Annotated in this window: 15 protein-coding genes; 10 read left to right on the forward strand and 5 right to left on the reverse strand. The window is 74.0% G+C overall.

The genetic code is table 11. The features are described 5' to 3' along the window. Positions 1–35: 35 nt before the first annotated feature. Positions 36–872 carry an alpha/beta fold hydrolase gene (locus NL142_RS10160; protein ID WP_435079233.1) on the forward strand — a complete coding sequence of 279 codons (837 nt, stop codon included), beginning with the start codon at positions 36–38 and terminating at the stop codon, positions 870–872. Between the two features lie 39 nt (positions 873–911). Here NL142_RS10160 and NL142_RS10165 read toward each other — a convergent pair whose 3' ends face one another. Next, positions 912–1,259 carry a LysR family transcriptional regulator gene (locus NL142_RS10165; RefSeq protein ID WP_227334859.1) on the reverse strand — a complete coding sequence of 116 codons (348 nt, stop codon included), beginning with the start codon at positions 1,257–1,259 and terminating at the stop codon, positions 912–914. 117 nt (positions 1,260–1,376) lie between these two features. Between NL142_RS10165 and NL142_RS10170 the strand changes: the two genes are divergently transcribed. The 7 genes from NL142_RS10170 (at position 1,377) to NL142_RS10200 (ending at position 8,160) form a co-directional block, all read left to right on the forward strand. After that, positions 1,377–1,997: a (deoxy)nucleoside triphosphate pyrophosphohydrolase gene (locus NL142_RS10170; protein ID WP_435079236.1), complete on the forward strand. Its 621-nt coding sequence runs from the start codon at positions 1,377–1,379 to the stop codon at positions 1,995–1,997. A gap of 49 nt (positions 1,998–2,046) precedes the next feature. Next, positions 2,047–2,706 (forward strand): VOC family protein, encoded by a 660-nt coding sequence (locus NL142_RS10175; RefSeq protein WP_435079238.1) that lies wholly within the window; start codon positions 2,047–2,049, stop codon positions 2,704–2,706. A 152-nt stretch (positions 2,707–2,858) separates the two neighbouring features. After that, entirely contained in the window at positions 2,859–3,764 is a 906-nt protein-coding gene (locus tag NL142_RS10180) for an alpha/beta hydrolase (protein WP_435079240.1), read from the forward strand. Between the two features lie 208 nt (positions 3,765–3,972). Further along, a complete protein-coding gene (locus NL142_RS10185; protein WP_435079242.1) occupies positions 3,973–4,872 on the forward strand; it encodes an alpha/beta hydrolase in 900 nt (299 codons plus the stop codon). A gap of 247 nt (positions 4,873–5,119) precedes the next feature. Then, entirely contained in the window at positions 5,120–6,556 is a 1,437-nt protein-coding gene (locus NL142_RS10190; protein ID WP_234424486.1) for a threonine/serine exporter family protein, read from the forward strand. 93 nt (positions 6,557–6,649) lie between these two features. After that, complete coding sequence (locus NL142_RS10195) at positions 6,650–7,885, forward strand: amidohydrolase (RefSeq protein WP_435079244.1); 1,236 nt, start codon at positions 6,650–6,652, stop codon at positions 7,883–7,885. A 35-nt stretch (positions 7,886–7,920) separates the two neighbouring features. Then, positions 7,921–8,160 (forward strand): PLDc N-terminal domain-containing protein, encoded by a 240-nt coding sequence (locus tag NL142_RS10200; RefSeq protein WP_194682322.1) that lies wholly within the window; start codon positions 7,921–7,923, stop codon positions 8,158–8,160. Between the two features lie 51 nt (positions 8,161–8,211). Here the strand turns inward: NL142_RS10200 and NL142_RS10205 are convergent, their stop codons facing one another. Both NL142_RS10205 and NL142_RS10210 read right to left on the reverse strand, forming a co-directional pair. Next, positions 8,212–8,685 (reverse strand): DoxX family protein, encoded by a 474-nt coding sequence (locus NL142_RS10205; protein WP_435079247.1) that lies wholly within the window; start codon positions 8,683–8,685, stop codon positions 8,212–8,214. Between the two features lie 83 nt (positions 8,686–8,768). After that, entirely contained in the window at positions 8,769–9,929 is a 1,161-nt protein-coding gene (locus NL142_RS10210; RefSeq protein ID WP_435079249.1) for a hypothetical protein, read from the reverse strand. Between the two features lie 151 nt (positions 9,930–10,080). Here NL142_RS10210 and NL142_RS10215 point away from each other — a divergent pair, with 151 nt between their 5' ends. Continuing rightward, complete coding sequence (locus NL142_RS10215; RefSeq protein WP_435079251.1) at positions 10,081–10,845, forward strand: SDR family NAD(P)-dependent oxidoreductase; 765 nt, start codon at positions 10,081–10,083, stop codon at positions 10,843–10,845. A gap of 103 nt (positions 10,846–10,948) precedes the next feature. Here NL142_RS10215 and NL142_RS10220 read toward each other — a convergent pair whose 3' ends face one another. Together NL142_RS10220 and NL142_RS10225 are read right to left on the reverse strand one after the other, a co-directional pair. Beyond that, the gene (locus tag NL142_RS10220) at positions 10,949–12,193 is read right to left on the reverse strand and encodes an acyl-CoA dehydrogenase family protein (protein WP_435079253.1); all 1,245 of its coding nucleotides are present in this window, start codon (positions 12,191–12,193) and stop codon (positions 10,949–10,951) included. Then, positions 12,190–13,560 carry an LLM class flavin-dependent oxidoreductase gene (locus NL142_RS10225; RefSeq protein ID WP_435079255.1) on the reverse strand — a complete coding sequence of 457 codons (1,371 nt, stop codon included), beginning with the start codon at positions 13,558–13,560 and terminating at the stop codon, positions 12,190–12,192. The genes NL142_RS10220 and NL142_RS10225 overlap by 4 nt, the downstream gene beginning before the upstream one ends. A 264-nt stretch (positions 13,561–13,824) precedes the next feature. On the opposite strand from NL142_RS10225, the gene NL142_RS10230 reads away from it, so the two are divergent. Continuing rightward, a complete protein-coding gene (locus tag NL142_RS10230; RefSeq protein ID WP_435079257.1) occupies positions 13,825–14,766 on the forward strand; it encodes a trypsin-like serine peptidase in 942 nt (313 codons plus the stop codon). Positions 14,767–14,857 lie beyond the last annotated feature (91 nt).

The following is a 14,857-nucleotide window of genomic DNA, read 5'->3' on the forward strand; positions in this document are numbered from 1 at the left end:
GTGCACGAATCCATGCAAGACGGAAGGACCGCAGCATGACCGAGATCACCGCCCACCACGGGCTCCTCAAGGACACGAACCTCCACGTCGACGACACCGGCGGCACGGGCCGCCCCGTCGTCCTGATCCACGGCTGGCCGCTGTCCGGCGAGTCCTGGAGCAAGCAGGTCCCCGCGTTCGAGGCCGCCGGCTTCCGCGTCATCACCTACGACCGCCGCGGCTTCGGGCGCAGCGACAAGCCGCTCACGGGCTACGACTACGACACCTTCGCCTCCGACCTCGACGCCGTGCTCACCGAGCTCGACCTCGTGGACGTCACGCTCGTCGGCTTCTCGATGGGTGGCGGCGAGATCGCCCGCTACATCGGGACGCGCGGCGAGGCGCGACTGCACAGCGTCGTCTTCGCCTCGGCCGTGCCGCCGTACCTGGAGAAGACCGACGACAACCCGGACGGCCCGCTCACGAAGGACGCCGCCGCCGAGATGACGGCCGGCCTCACCAAGGACGAGGACTCCTTCTACGACGAGTTCACGACCGGCTTCTACTCCGCGAACGGCGTGCTCAAGGTCACCGAGGCCGAGCGCCAGGAGGCCATCGCGCTCGCGCACCAGTCGAAGAAGCACGCGGCGCTCGCGTCGATGGCCGCGTTCGCGACCACGGACTTCCGCGACGACCTCACCAAGGTCACGGTGCCGACGCTCGTCATCCACGGCGACAGCGACGCGACCGTGCCGTTCGAGGGTTCCGGCGCCCGCACGCACCAGGCCATCGCCGGCTCGGAGCTGCACGTCGTGAAGGACGCCCCGCACGGCGTCACCGTCAGCCACCCCGAGGAGTGGAACCAGGCCGTGCTGGAGTTCCTGAAGAAGTAGCTCGCACCGCACGCCGCAGGGGCGCTGATCCGATCCGGGTCAGCGCCCCTGCGTGCGCTTGTACGGCTTCGGCTGGCCCTTGACGACGGGCGCGCGGCCCTGCCCCTTGGAGGCCTTCGCCTTCCCGCCGGCCGGCGGCTTCGGCGCCTCGGGCGGGGTGGACGGCTTCGCGAGCTCCTCGATGGCCTCCTCGTAGGCGAGGCGGCCGGTCTTCGTCAGGCGCGTCTCGGTGCTCTGCGGATCGAAGACGGCACGGCCGTAGTGGTCCTCGATCGCGCGGATGGACGAGGCGAGCTTCGCGCGCGAGATGCCGAGCTGATCCGCCGCCTTCGGATGGTGCAGCACCTCGGCCGCGACCACGAAGTGACGCTGGTGGCTGATCTTCACGGGTGGAGCCTCTCGTCGCGGCGGATGCCGGATGTCCCACGGTACAGGCCGGCTCGGTGCCGCCCGGGCGGCCCGGTAGCGTCGAGGAGACGGACGGCGCCAGCGGGGAGGCACGGGATGGCGGGACTCGAGGTCGTGGCGGCGGTGCTCGTCCGCGACGGGCGCGCGCTCGCCTGCCGACGTGCGGCGCACAAGCCGGGCGCGGGCACGTGGGAGTTCCCGGGCGGCAAGGTCGAGCCCGGCGAGACGCCCGCGGCGGCGCTCGCGCGGGAGATCCGCGAGGAGCTCGGCATCGAGGTGACCGTCGGCGCGCTCGTCGACCGCTCCGAGGTGCCCGTCGGCGACCGCGTGATCGACCTCGCGTGCTACCGGGCGGATCCGGTCGGGCCGCTGCCGACGACGAGCACCGACCACGACGAGCTGCGCTGGGTGCCGCTCGCCGACCTCGGCGACCTCGCCTGGTCGGCGCCCGACCTGCCGGCGGTGCGGCGTCTCGTGCTCGAGGCGCGGCACCCGGATGCGGACTGGGTGATCGACCTGGGCACGCCGCCGCGTGCTCCCGATCCCGAGCACGACCGGCACGCGGTGCTGCTCGCGGAGGCGTCGGAGGGCCTGGCCACGGCCGGCGCCGTGCTCGGGGACGCGGTGCGCGCGGCGCACGCCGCGGGTCTCGACGAGCACCGGATCGCGGTCGCCGCCCGCCTGACGCTCGCCCACGTGCGGGGCCTGCTCCGCTGACCCGGCGGCAGCTTGACCTCAAGCGACTTTGAGCTGCTGGGATCGGCGCATGATCATCCACGCCGTGACCCTGCCCGCCCGCGACACCGCCGAGGTCGCCGACGCCTACCGCGCGCTCGGCTTCCCGGCGCGCACGACCGAGGACGCCGCCGAGGTGGAGGTCGGGACGACCCGCCTCCGCTTCGACCGCGATCCCGGCTACCTCGGCGCGCACCACCTGGCCTTCACGATCCCGACGGGCACCTTCGCGGCGGCCCGGGCGTGGATCGGCGAGCGCGCGGAGGTCATCGCGCCCGACGGCCGCGACGAGTTCGAGGGGCCGGGCACGTGGGACTCGCGCTCTGTCTACTTCCGCGGACCCGACGCGCAGGTGCTGGAGCTGATCGAGCGCCGCGCCCTCGCCCCCGACCCCGCTGCGCGCGCGCCGTTCCGGGCATCCGACGTCGTCTCGGTGAGCGAGGTCGGCGTCGTCGTCGACGACGTGCCCGCCGCGGTCGCGCTGCTGGAGGAGGCCGGCCTGCAGCCCTACGGCGGCTTCGCGACGGACGGGTTCGCCGCGGTCGGCGACGTCGACGGGCTCGTGATCCTCGTGGCCCGCGGCCGCGCGTGGGTCCCCGAGGGCACGCAGGTCGCGGCCGACGTGCCGGTGGTGGTCGACGCGGGCCTCGGGCGGGAGGTCGTGCTCGGACCGGGCACGCGGATCCTCTGACGCCGGGGCGCGAGGCGCGGGTCGGACCGGGGCACGCCCCCGCGCGGGGGCTGGGGACGACCGGGGTCCGCGGGCGCATCGACCGCCGTAGCGTCCACCCCGTCCTGCGGCCGTCGCCGCGGACGTCCCCGACCCGATCCGAGAGACGCCCGATGCCCGCAACACCCCCCTCGTCCCGCTCCCGCTCCGCGGCCGTCGCCGCCCTGACCCTCATCGCCACCCTCGCCGTCCCCACGGCCGCCCAGGCCGCGGCGCCCGTGCACCACCCGGTGACCCGCCCGGCCCCCGCCCACCACCAGCCGGCCGCTCCCGCCGTGGACCAGATCGTCGTCCCCGCCACGGCGGATGCGCGCTTCGGCGGCGGCACGATCTTCGCCCCGCGGGGCGCCGGGCAGAAGGTCCTCGGATCGGTCGTCGTCACCCCCGGGTTCCACGGCAGGAAGTCGGACATGGCCGTCTACGGCACCGAGCTCGCCGCGGAGGGCTTCGTCGTCTTCACCATCGACACACGCGACCGCGCCGACCTCCCCGACCAGCGCGCCACCGAGATGCTCGCGGCCGCGGACTACCTCACCGGCCGGAGCGCCGTGAAGGGCGAGGTCTCCCCGGACCGCGTCGCGCTCCTCGGCTACTCGATGGGAGGCGGCGGCACGCTCCAGGCCGCGCAGCAGCGCCCGTCGATCAAGGCCGCGCTGACCCTCATGCCGTACGGCTACCCGCCCGCCGGCGACCCGAAGGCGGTCCACCCCGCGTACCCGGAGCTGACGGTGCCGACGCTCATCGTCACCGGGCAGAAGGACGCGACCGCGATCCCGGCGAGGTTCGGCAAGCCCGCCTACGACTCCATCCCGGCCGGCACCCCGAAGCAGTACCTCCAGCTGACGGGACTCGGCCACGCGGCCGGCATGGGGAAGCCGACCGCCACGATCCGGGCGGCCATCACCGCGTTCCTCGAGCGCTACCTCGACGGCGACACCGCCTACGCGAAGGACATCTGCCCGGCCCCGAAGGTCGGCGGACCCATCAGCGCGTCGACCAGCTCCTGCCCGACGAGCTGACACGTCCGCCCGTCCCGCGCGGCGTCCGACCACCGGGTCGGGCGCCGCGCGCGCGTGGGACCGAGCGCTCTCCGCGGGCGGATCATCCCCAGGCTGCGCGGCTGGGGAGGACGGGACAGGGGTCGGGTTCGCGTGCCCCTAATGTCCTGACGAACCTCCGTCCGCGGCGACCGCCGCAGGCTCCCGCCCACCGAACAGAGAGACGCCCATGCCCGTCATGCCCTCCGCGCTCCGCTCGCGTCCCGCGGCCGTCGCTGCGCTCGCCCTCGTCGCCACCCTCGCCATCCCCACCGCGGCCCAGGCCGCCCCCGCCCACCACGCGGCACCCGCTCACGCCGCGGCCCACCACCACGCGCCCTTCGCGGTGCGCGCCACGGTGGTCCCGAAGACGGCCGTGAAGGCGTTCGGGGGCGGCGTCATCTACACGCCGCAGGACACGGGCAAGCCCGTCCTCGGCGCCGTCATCATCACCCCCGGCTTCACCGACACGAACGCCGACGAGAAGGCGACGGCCGAGCTCGTCGCCTCGCAGGGCTTCGTCGCGTTCGCCATCGACACCCTCGACGTGTACGACCTGCCCGACCAGCGCGCCACCGAGATGCTCGCCGCGGCGGACTACCTCACCGGGACGAGCGCGGTGAAGTCCGAGGTGTCCGCGAACGACGTCGCCCTCCTGGGCTACTCGTTCGGCGGCGGCGGCACGATGCAGGCGGCGCAGTCGCGCCCGTCCATCAAGGCAGCGGTCACGCTCATGCCGTACGACTTCCCGCCCGCGGACCAGCCGGACGCCCAGTACCCGGCGTACCCGAAGCTGACGGTGCCCACCCTGGTGATCACGGGCCAGAAGGACGACGTCGCCGACCCGGCGGACTTCGGCAAGCCCGCGTACGACTCCATCCCCGCCGGCACCCCGAAGCAGTACCTGGAGCTGAAGGGCCTCGATCACTACGCCGGCGAGCACGCGCCGGTCGCCGCGATCCGCAACGCGGTCACGGCGTTCCTCAAGCGCTACCTCGACGGCAACAGCGCCTACGCGAAGTTCATCTGCCCGGCCCCGAAGGTCGGCGGTCCCATCACCGCGTCGTACAGCTCCTGCCCGAAGGGCTGATCCCTCCGCTCCATCCCGCGCGGCGTCCGACCATCCGGTCGGGCGCCGCGCGGGCGTGTCCCCCGGGCCGCCGCCTAGGGTGGGGACGAACCACCATCCGCCCCCGCTCCACGCGGGCCGGCCACCGAACGGAGCGCTGATCGCGCTGAGCACCACCCCGCCGCCCGGCGACCCGCGGCGCCCCCGCCGGGATCCCGGAGCCGCGCGTCCGCCGCGCCAGCGCCGCCGCCGCGTCAACCCGCAGGAGATGCGCGACGTCCGCGCGCGCCTCCGCGGCACCATCTACGAGGGCACCGAGCCGGCGCACGGCCGTCTCGGCGACCTGTACTCCCCGCGTCAGATCGTCGACTTCTGCCTCGACCTCGGCGAGGTGATGCTCGCCTCGGGCGCCGACGTGCGCGCGGTGGAGATCGCGATCGTCGCCGTGAGCACGAAGTGGAACCTCGCGCCGCTGGAGCTCGACATCACGGGCACGGCCATCACCATCCAGTACGCGCCGCTCGAGGGCCCGCCGCTCGTGAAGCTGCGCGTCGTCACGGCCGAGGGCAGCGACCTGCACCGGCTGTCGCTCGTCTACCAGATCGTCGACGAGCTCCTCCACGACGACCGCGACATGACGAGCGCCGTCGACGGCCTCGTCGAGGTGCTCAAGTCGCCGCCGCGCTGGCCGTCGTGGATCACCGACGCGGCCATGGGCCTGTTCGGCGTCTCCGTGTCGCTGCAGGCGGGCGGTTCCCTCCCGGGCGCCGTCGGGGCGTTCCTGCTGATGATCGGCGCGATGGTCCTCGGCCGGCAGCTGTCGCGCCGCGGCATCCCGCCGTTCTTCGTGGTCGCCGTGCAGTCCGCGATCGTCGCCGCCGTCGGCACGCTCGCGATCTGGTCGGGCGTCATGCCCGCGGGGAGCGCCGCCGCGATGGTCGCGGCCGTGGTGGTGCTGATCCTCCCCCACGTCACCATCGTCACCTGGGCGCAGGACGCGATCTCCGGGTTCCGGGCCATGGCGCTGTCGCGGGCGATGATCATCGTGCTCATCGTCGCGGGCATCGCCGTCGGGATCCCGGGCGGCCTCGCGCTCACGGCCGGCGTCGACATCGAGGTGGATCCCACGGACATCACACTGCGCGCGCTCCCCCTCTGGATGCTGCTGATCACCACGTTCTTCGCGGCCGGCGCCACCGGGATCACCCAGGGCGCCAACGCGCGCGTGATGCCCGTCGCCATCGGCGTGGCGCTCGTCGGCACGATCTCGCTCTGGATCCTCAAGGCCGCCGGCGTCCCGCTCCTCGCCGCGACGTTCCTGGTGGCGACGCTGCTCGGCGCGCTCGGCACGGTGGTCGCGGCGCGCGTCCGGGTGTCGGCCACGGCGATCGCGGTGCCGGCCTTCTGCGGATCCCTCCTGCCCTCGCTCGCGGTCGCCTCGGCGCTGCTCAACTCGATGGCCGGCACGTCGGGTGCCACGGGCGCGTTCGTCGGCGCGATGGCGACGACCCTCGCGATCGGCGCGGGCCTCGTGCTCGGCAGCCTGCTCGCGACACCGCAGGCGCGTCGCCACCTGCGCCGCCGGGCGAAGCGCGTCGTGGTGCAGTCGGTGCGCCTCGACACGACGCCGATCGGCATCATCCGCGACCCCGCGCTCGTGGATCCGCCATCGCGTCCGGCGGGCGGCGGCGTCGACCTCGGCTGACCGGTCGCGTCGCCGGGGCGACTGAGGGCCGGGCCTAGCCTGGGAGGACCTGTCCCCCCCGAGGGACGCCACCCACTCGCGAGGAGGATCCCCATGGACGTGCACCCCGGAGTCAGCCTGCTGGACGACGACGTGCGGGACGCGCACGAGCTGTTCCGCTCGCTGCACGCGCACCCCGAGCTGTCGATGCAGGAGCACGCGACCGCGGCCGCGATCGAGGCGTACCTGGAGGCGATCGGCGCCGAGACGTTCCGATCGGGCGGCACCGGCGTGGTCGGGATCCTCCGCAACGGCGACGGCCCGACGGTCGCGTTCCGCGCCGACACCGACGGCCTCCCCATCCTCGAGGAGACCGGCCTCGCGCACGCCAGCCGCGACACCGGCATCGACCCGTCGGGGAAGGAGGTGCCCACCATGCACGGGTGCGGCCACGACTTCCACGTCGCCGCCGCGCTCACCACCGCGCAGGCGCTCGCCGCGAACCGCGACGCGTGGGCCGGCACCATCGTCTTCGTGTTCCAGCCCGGCGAGGAGACCGGAGAGGGCGCCCGCGCCATGCTCGCCGACGGCCTCTGGGATCGAGCGCCGCGCCCCGAGGTGATCCTCGGCCAGCACGTCTTCCCGCTCCCCGTCGGCGTGGTCGCCACCCGCGAGGGCGCGTTCATGAGCATGAGCGACTCGTGGAAGGTCACCGTCAAGGGCCGCGGCGCCCACGGCTCGCAGCCGCAGAACTCCATCGACCCGATCGTCGCGGCCAGCGCCATCGTGCTGCGCCTGCAGACCGTGGTCGCGCGCGAGGTCGATCCGCAGGCCGCCGCGGTCGTCACCGTCGGCACGTTCCAGGCGGGCACGAAGGAGAACATCATCCCGGAGCACGCGGTGCTGGGCCTCAGCATCCGCACCTTCGACCCGGCCGTGCGGGAGCGCGTGCTGGCGTCCGTGCGGCGGATCATCCTGGCCGAGGCCGCCGCGAGCGGGGCACCGGAGCCCGAGATCGAGGAGATCGTGTCGTTCCCGCTGAACCGCAACGACCCGGAGGCGACGCGCGGGATCGTCGCGGCGCTCACCGCGCAGCTCGGCGAGGACATGGTCAAGGAGTCGCCGCCCATCATGGGCAGCGAGGACTTCGGGATCCTCGGCGAGGCCATCGGCGTGCCCACCGTCTACTGGGCGTTCGGCGGCGTCGAGGCGTCGGCGTTCGGCGGCGAGACCCCGCCGCCCGGCAACCACACGCCGCAGTTCGCGCCGACGATGGAGGGCACGATCGAGACGGGCGTCAAGGCCGCGACGGCCGCCCTGCTCTCGCGTGTCGGCCTGGCACGCGCGTAGGTTCGAGGGACACGCACACGACAGGAGGCACCACCATGTCCGACGCACTCATCGCCGGGGCCGTCGTCGCCCCGTTCGCCATCGCCTACGTCGCGCTCGTCGTGACGGCGCTCGTCCAGGTCGTCCGCGACCGCGCGCTCGCCGGTCTCGCCCGGGATCTCTGGATCATCGGGATCGTGCTCGCACCGGTCGTCGGGGCCCTCGCGTGGTTCGCCGTCGGGCACCGCGCAGCCGACGCGCGACGCGCCGTCGACCGCCTGCGGCTCAGCCTGTAGGCACGGATCGGAGCTCCCCTCGGAGCCCCCGCGCCCGCCGCTCGACCCCGGTCAGCGGCGGGCGCGCCTGTTCCGCCACGCGGACCACGCGCCCGTCGCCCACAGCGCCCAGAGCACGAGGAGCGGCTGGAAGACCAGCCGGATCGCGCGGGCCGCGTCGGTCTCGAGGCCGAAGGCCGGCGTGCGGGTGACGAGCTGCGAGATGTTGCCGGGGAAGATCGCGACGAAGAACGCCGCGACCACGAGGCCGACCCACACGCGCCAGCGGCCGAGGAGCACGAGCGACAGGCCGAGCGTGATCTCCACGACGCCCGACGCCAGCACCACGAAGTCGGGATCCATCGGCAGCCACGTCGGCACCTGCGCCTGGAACGGCTCCCGCGCGACCGTGAGGTGGCCGGTGCCGGCCATGATCAGCACGAGGCCGAGCAGGATGCGGCCGATGGTGCGCGGGATCGAGCGGCGTCCGCCGTCCGGGGCGATGCGGCGGTCGGCGGTCGGGCGGGTCGCGGAGCTCGTGGTCATGCGCCCAGTCTGACGCGGGCCGGATGGGCGTCCGGCCCACGCGGATCCCCGTGGTTCCCGAGCTGCCCGGGCAGGGGCGCTGATCACGGCAGCGTCGTGATCACGAAGGCGAGCCCGAAGAAGACCACGCCGAGGGCGATGAGCAGGAGGAGCCCGATCGTCGGCCGCATCCGGAGCCGACGCCCGGCCGCCGCGACGCCGCGCGAGCGACGGGCGCGACGGCGGGTCCGCCCCGGCTCCGGCACGGCGAGCGCGTCGTCGGACGCGGTGAGCACCGAGGCCTCCTCGCCCTCGAGCGACCGCAGCCGGTCGTCGCGCCAGCGCTCCCAGCGGTCGACCTTCGCCATGAGGGCGGCGGTCGCGTCGATCACGTCGTGCCAGCGGTCGGGATCCAGCGTCACCATGTCGGCGGGCGAGCGCAGCAGCAGGCGGTCGCCGCGGATCTCCACGTCGAAGCCGCGCACCCGGTCGACCAGCACGGCCATGACGTCGGGCGTGAAGAGGTAGAGGGCGTCGCGCTCGTATCCGTGCGGGCAGTAGAGCGCCGCATGCCGGTCGAAGTCGCCCTCGAGCTCGAGGCGCTGGTCGCGCGCGACGTCGATGGTCGGCGCCATCTCCCGGCGGAGGCGCGTGGGGTTCGAGATGACCTGGATGTGCGGCAGCTCGCGGCGGAGCCCGATCATCGCGTAGCCGCCGTACTGGGTGATGCCGTCGAACCGCGACCCCTGGTTGAGCTCGTGGTTGCCGAACTCGACGGGGCGCGCGGTGCGCGGCCGCATGACGCGGGTCACGAACATGCCGCGCGCGGCGGATCCCATGTGCCCGTCGGAGACCGGCCCCGGTGTGTAGCTGAGGCCGTTGATCCGCCCGAAGCGCGTGAGGCGGTAGTGGGCGCGGACCGTGCTGCGGCGCCGGCGCGTGCGGATCAGGCGCCAGGCGAAGAAGACGCCGGTGCCGAACATGGGCATCGCGAACACGGTCATGCCGAGGGCGTCGCCGCGGGTCTCGGGGTCGTCGGTGACTATCGCGCCCACACCGCCGGCGAGGAGGAGGACGCCGCCGAGCGGGATCGCGAGCACGGCGAGGATGCCCAGGGCGATGCGGCCGAGCACGAAGAGCGGCGAGACCAGCACGGGGAAGCGCGCCGTGAACTCGCGGCGGAAGCGGCGGAGGTCGTCGCGGTCGATGCGGCCGGTCAGCGGCGTCGTGTCCAGCTGCGGTCGGCTGGGCGCATGCGTCGTCATGGATCCCCTGTCCCGCGGCATCCCGGCCGCCCGTCCACCGTACCGAGGGCGCGGGCGGCGGCCGGGCGCACGGACGCCCCCAGGTCGGGCGGCACGGGGGCGTCACCTCCGGTCGGGCGCATGACGGATGCCGCGCCCGTAACCTGACCCGATGGATCTGCAGCAGCTCTTCGGACTCGACGGACGCACGGCGCTGGTGACCGGCGGCAGCTCCGGGATCGGGCGCGCCATCGCCGAAGCGCTCGCCGCGGCGGGCGCGCACGTGCTCGTCGCCGCGCGCACCGAGGCCGCGATCGACGACACGGTGGCCGGCATCCGGGCGGAGGGCGGCTCGGCGGACGGCATCGTCGCCGACCTCTCGACCCGGGCAGGCGCGCACCTGCTCGCGGACCGGGCGCTCGCGGTCGGCGACGTGGACGTGCTGGTGTGCTGCGCGGGCATCAACCTCCGCCCGCCGATGGGCGAGCTCGGCGAGGACGTCTGGGACGCCACCATGGCCGTCAACCTCGACGCGCCGTTCATCCTCGGCCAGCGCCTCCTGCCCCCGATGGCGGAGCGCGGCCACGGCCGCGTCATCCACGTCAGCAGCCAGCAGGCGCAGCGCGCGTTCGCGGCGAGCGGCGCCTACGGGGTGTCGAAGGCCGCGGTCGAGGCGCTCGCCCGCTCCCAGGCGGAGGCGTGGTCGGCCCGGGGCGTCACCGCCAACGTGCTCGTCCCCGGCTTCGTGCTCACGGCCCTGAACGAGCGACTGGGCTCCGATCCCGTGGCGGTCGCCGCGCTGGCCACCCGCACCCTGGTCGGCCGCAACGGCGTCCCCGGCGACTTCGCGGCACCCGCCGTGTTCCTCGCGGGCGCGGGATCCGCGTACGTCACCGGTCAGACCATCGCGGTCGACGGCGGCTTCTCCGTGCACTGACGGCTGGACCCCGGCACCGCGGATCCACGCGGCGACCGGACGGCGCGGGGTCACCTCGGCGCGGGGTCACCTCAGCGCGGGGTCACCTCAGCGCGGGGCCCCGTCACCGCGGGAACGGCGTCGCGCCCACCTTCTCGTACGCGGCCCACGCGTCGACCGGGCCGCGGCCCGCGACCGCGTACTCGCCGATCGCCCGGGCCTTGTAGATCGCCGGGTTGTGGCTCGCGACGACGCGGGCGTTCCGCCAGTGCCGGTCGAGCGCGCGCTCGCGGAACGTGGCGGACGCTCCCCCGACCTCGAACAGCAGCGTCGCGGCGGCGGGCACCTGGTCGACCGCGTGCACCTGCGCCTGGTAGACGGCGTTCTCGGCGGCGTCGAGCGTCGGACGGTCGAGGGCGTCGCCTGGCTCCGCGGTCGCGATCGCATCGTCGAGGCGGGCGGCGGCCGCGAGGGTCGTGGCGCGCACGGCGAAGGCGGCCGTGGAGATCCGGCCGACGACGTCCAGCACCTGCGGGTCGTCCTGGGGCAGGGCGGCGTTCGCGTGGATGTAGGTGCGCGTGCGGCTCCGCACGTACGCGACCGCGTCGCGCTCCACCTCATGCGCGATCCCTGCCAGCACCGCCACGAGGTAGAGCTGGTAGAAGGCCTGGATGTGGCTCAGCGGCGCCTCGCGGTAGGCGGTCACGGTCGCCGGATCCACCTCCACGCCCGCGAAGGTGGTGGTGCCGCTCGCGGTGAGGGTCTGGCCGAACGCGTCCCAGTCGTCGACCGCGGTGACGCCCGGCGCATCGGTGGGGATCGCGAGCGTCACGCGCTCGACGCCGTCGGCGGCCTCGCGACCGGCGGCGAGGTAGATCCAGTCGGAGTAGAGCGTGCCCGTGGAGTAGTACTTGGTGCCGTCGAGGATCCAGCGGCCGTCGCGCTCCGTGAGCGTCGTGGAGATGTCGGCGAGCGTGTTGCCGGTCTGCTCGCTCGTGGCGTTGCCGACGATGGCGCCGTCGGCGATCCGGCGGATCCACTCCTCGCGCGCGGGCCCGGACGGCCGGCGCAGCACGAGCTCGACGTAGCCGAAGTGGCCGCGGAGCAGGTGGCCGATGTTGGCGTCGGCAGCCGAGAGCTCGATCACGAGCTCGACGAGCTGGGCGATCGTCGCGCCGCGCCCGCCGTCGGCGACCGGCAGCCGCAGGGCGCCGAAGCGCACCTCGCGGAGGAGCGCGACGGCGTCGTGCGCGAGCTCCCGGTCGCGCTCGCGGGCGACGGCGCCCGCGCGGATCCGGTCGAACAGCGGCAGGAGCTCGGCCCGCAGGTCGGCGGTGGAAGTCCCCGTCGCGGCCGCCGTCACCGTCACGAGAACGCGCCCCGGTACGCCGCCGCCGGGTGCGACTCCGGCAGCCGGTCGCGCCCGGTCAGCTTGTGCCGCAGCGTGCCCGGCTCGTACTCCCGCTGCTGCAGGCCGCGCTCCTGGAGCACGGGCGTCACGTGGTCGACGAAGTCCTCGTAGCTGCCGGGCAGGGTCCAGTTGATGACGTTGATCCCGTCGACCCCTGCCTCTTGCCAGCCCGCGAGCACGTCGGCGATCTGCTCGGGCGTGCCCACGACGCGGCCGCGCAGCTTCGCGGAGAGCCGGGCGAGGTCGGCGATGGTCGGCTCGCGGTCGGGCGACGCCTCGCGCAGCCAGTTGAGGTGGCTCTGCCCGGCCTGCGTCTCCACCTGCGAGAGCGGCGTGGCCGGATCCAGCTGCTCGCCCGTCTTCGCGTCGAAGCCGAGGTTGGAGTGCAGGAGGAACCCGTCGGCGGAGAGGTGCTCGTCGATCTCGGCCTCGTTCCGCTTCGCCTCCTCCTCCGTGCTGCCCGTGATGAAGGAGAGCCCGAGCCAGAAGGAGAGGTCGTCGGCTCGCCGGCCGGCGTCCACGGCGAGCGCCCGGGTGTCCTCGATGAGGGAGCGGGTCTTCTCCGGCGTCGACGACAGGATGAACTGCGCCTCCGCGTTCCGGGCGGCGAAGCGGCGGCCGACGGGCGAGGATCCGGCCTGGAAGAGCACGGGCGTGCGCTGCGGCGACGGCGACGACAGGTGCGGCCCGGCGACCTTGTAGCGCGGGCCCTGGTGGTCGATGCGGTGGATCTTGGACGCGTCCGAGAACACGCCGCGCTCCTTGTCGCGCAGCAGCGCGTCGTCGTCCCACGAGCCCTCCCACAGCTTGTAGACGACGTCGAGGTACTCGTCGGCCCAGGCGTAGCGGGCGTCGTGGTCCTCGAGGCCGTCGTGCCCGAAGTTGCGGGCGGCGCCGTCGAGGGCGCTCGTCACGACGTTCCAGGCGATGCGCCCCTTCGTGATGTGGTCGAGCGTCGACACCTTGCGCGCGAAGTCGAACGGGTGCGCCTGGAGCACGGAGCTCGTGAACGCGAAGCCGAGGTGCTCGGTGCTCACGGCGAGCGCGGAGATCAGCACGGAGGGGTCGTTGCTCGGGAACTGCAGGCCCTCGCGCGCGTTGACGTCGTAGGCGCCGTCGCCCGGACCGTAGAGGCCCACGACGTCGGCGAAGAACATGGCGTCGAAGCGGCCGCGCTCGAGGGTCCTCGCGAGATCCACCCACAGCTGGACGTCGTCGAACTCGTGCTGCCTGGCGGACGGGTGCCGCCACAGGCCGTGCTGGATGTGGCTGGCGGTGTTCATCACGAACGCGGCGAAGCGGAGCGGGGGCCGGGCGTCGGGCATGGGGATCCTCTCGTCGGACCCCCAGCGTCGCACGGGTGGGGAAATGCGGGTCGGCGTCGCCGTAGCGGTCCGTCACATGACCGACAGACGATCGTCTGTGCAGGCGGCGCACGGGCGGATGCACGGCCCCGATACCGTCAGCCCACCGCGTCGGGGGCCGCTGGTGATCGCCCGGTCCCGGCGCTCCTCGCACCGCACGACCGCACGACCGCCGACGAGCGTCGGCAGCGCGCCGCCCTCCGGGCACGACAGAGATGAGAACCCATGATCCGACCGACAGCACCGTCCGCCCGCCGCGCGCTCCTGGCCGCGAGCGCGCTCATCGCCGCGACCGCAGCGATCGCCCCGGGCCAGCCGGCCACCGCGTCCCTCCGCCCCGCGACGGTCGTGGACCAGACGTCATCCGTCGTCACGATCCCCGTCGCGGGTACCGCCGCGGACGGTGCCGCCGGCTTCTGGACTCCGGCACGACGCGAGGCCGCCCGGGCCGACGACGCGAACGCTCCGAGCAGCGACGCATCGGCCGACGCCGTGTCCGCCGATGCCGCGGATCCCGTCGAGCAGGTGGCACCCGTGCCGCACATCGGTCGCCTGTACTTCGTCCGCAACGGCTCGTACTACTACTGCACCGCGAACGTCGTCGATGCGCCGAACGGCTCGACCATCGCGACCGCCGGTCACTGCGCCTCGTCGATGGGGGTCTTCTCGACCGACCTGGCGTTCTTCCCCGGGGCGCACGACGGCCAGACGCCGTATGGCACGTGGACGATCCGCACCGGCAACATCCCTAGCGGCTGGTACTCGAGCAACGACACTGACGTGGCGGACGACTCGGCCTTCTACGCGCTGGACGCGAACGCGGACGGCGCCACCGTCGAGAGCGTGGTCGGTGCGTCGCCGGTGCTGTTCGGCCAGTCCGCGGAGCAGGCCATCGCGGCGTTCGGCTATCCCGTCGTGGGCCGCTTCGACGGGACCCATCTCGAGCGCTGCCTCGCGACGGGCACGGCCCTCGCTCCGAGTCTGGTCGCGTTCCCCTGCGGCATGACCGGCGGCGCCTCGGGCGGCCCGATCCTCGCCGGCTCCGCCGACGGGGCGCAGTTCGCGAACGTCACCACGCTCGACTACTACCAGACGCACAACCAGGGGCCGCTCTGGGAGGACGCGCAGCGCTCGGCGTACCAGGCCACCGCGAGCGACGTCGGCTGAGGCGGGGCCGCGTGACGCCGGGGTTCCCCGAGCTCCGGGTCGCGGCCCACTCCCGACGGCACTCCCCAGTGGTGCCACACGCCCGACCGCG

Source organism: Clavibacter quasicaliforniensis (assembly GCF_051201715.1).
Lineage (GTDB): Bacteria > Actinomycetota > Actinomycetes > Actinomycetales > Microbacteriaceae > Clavibacter > Clavibacter seminis.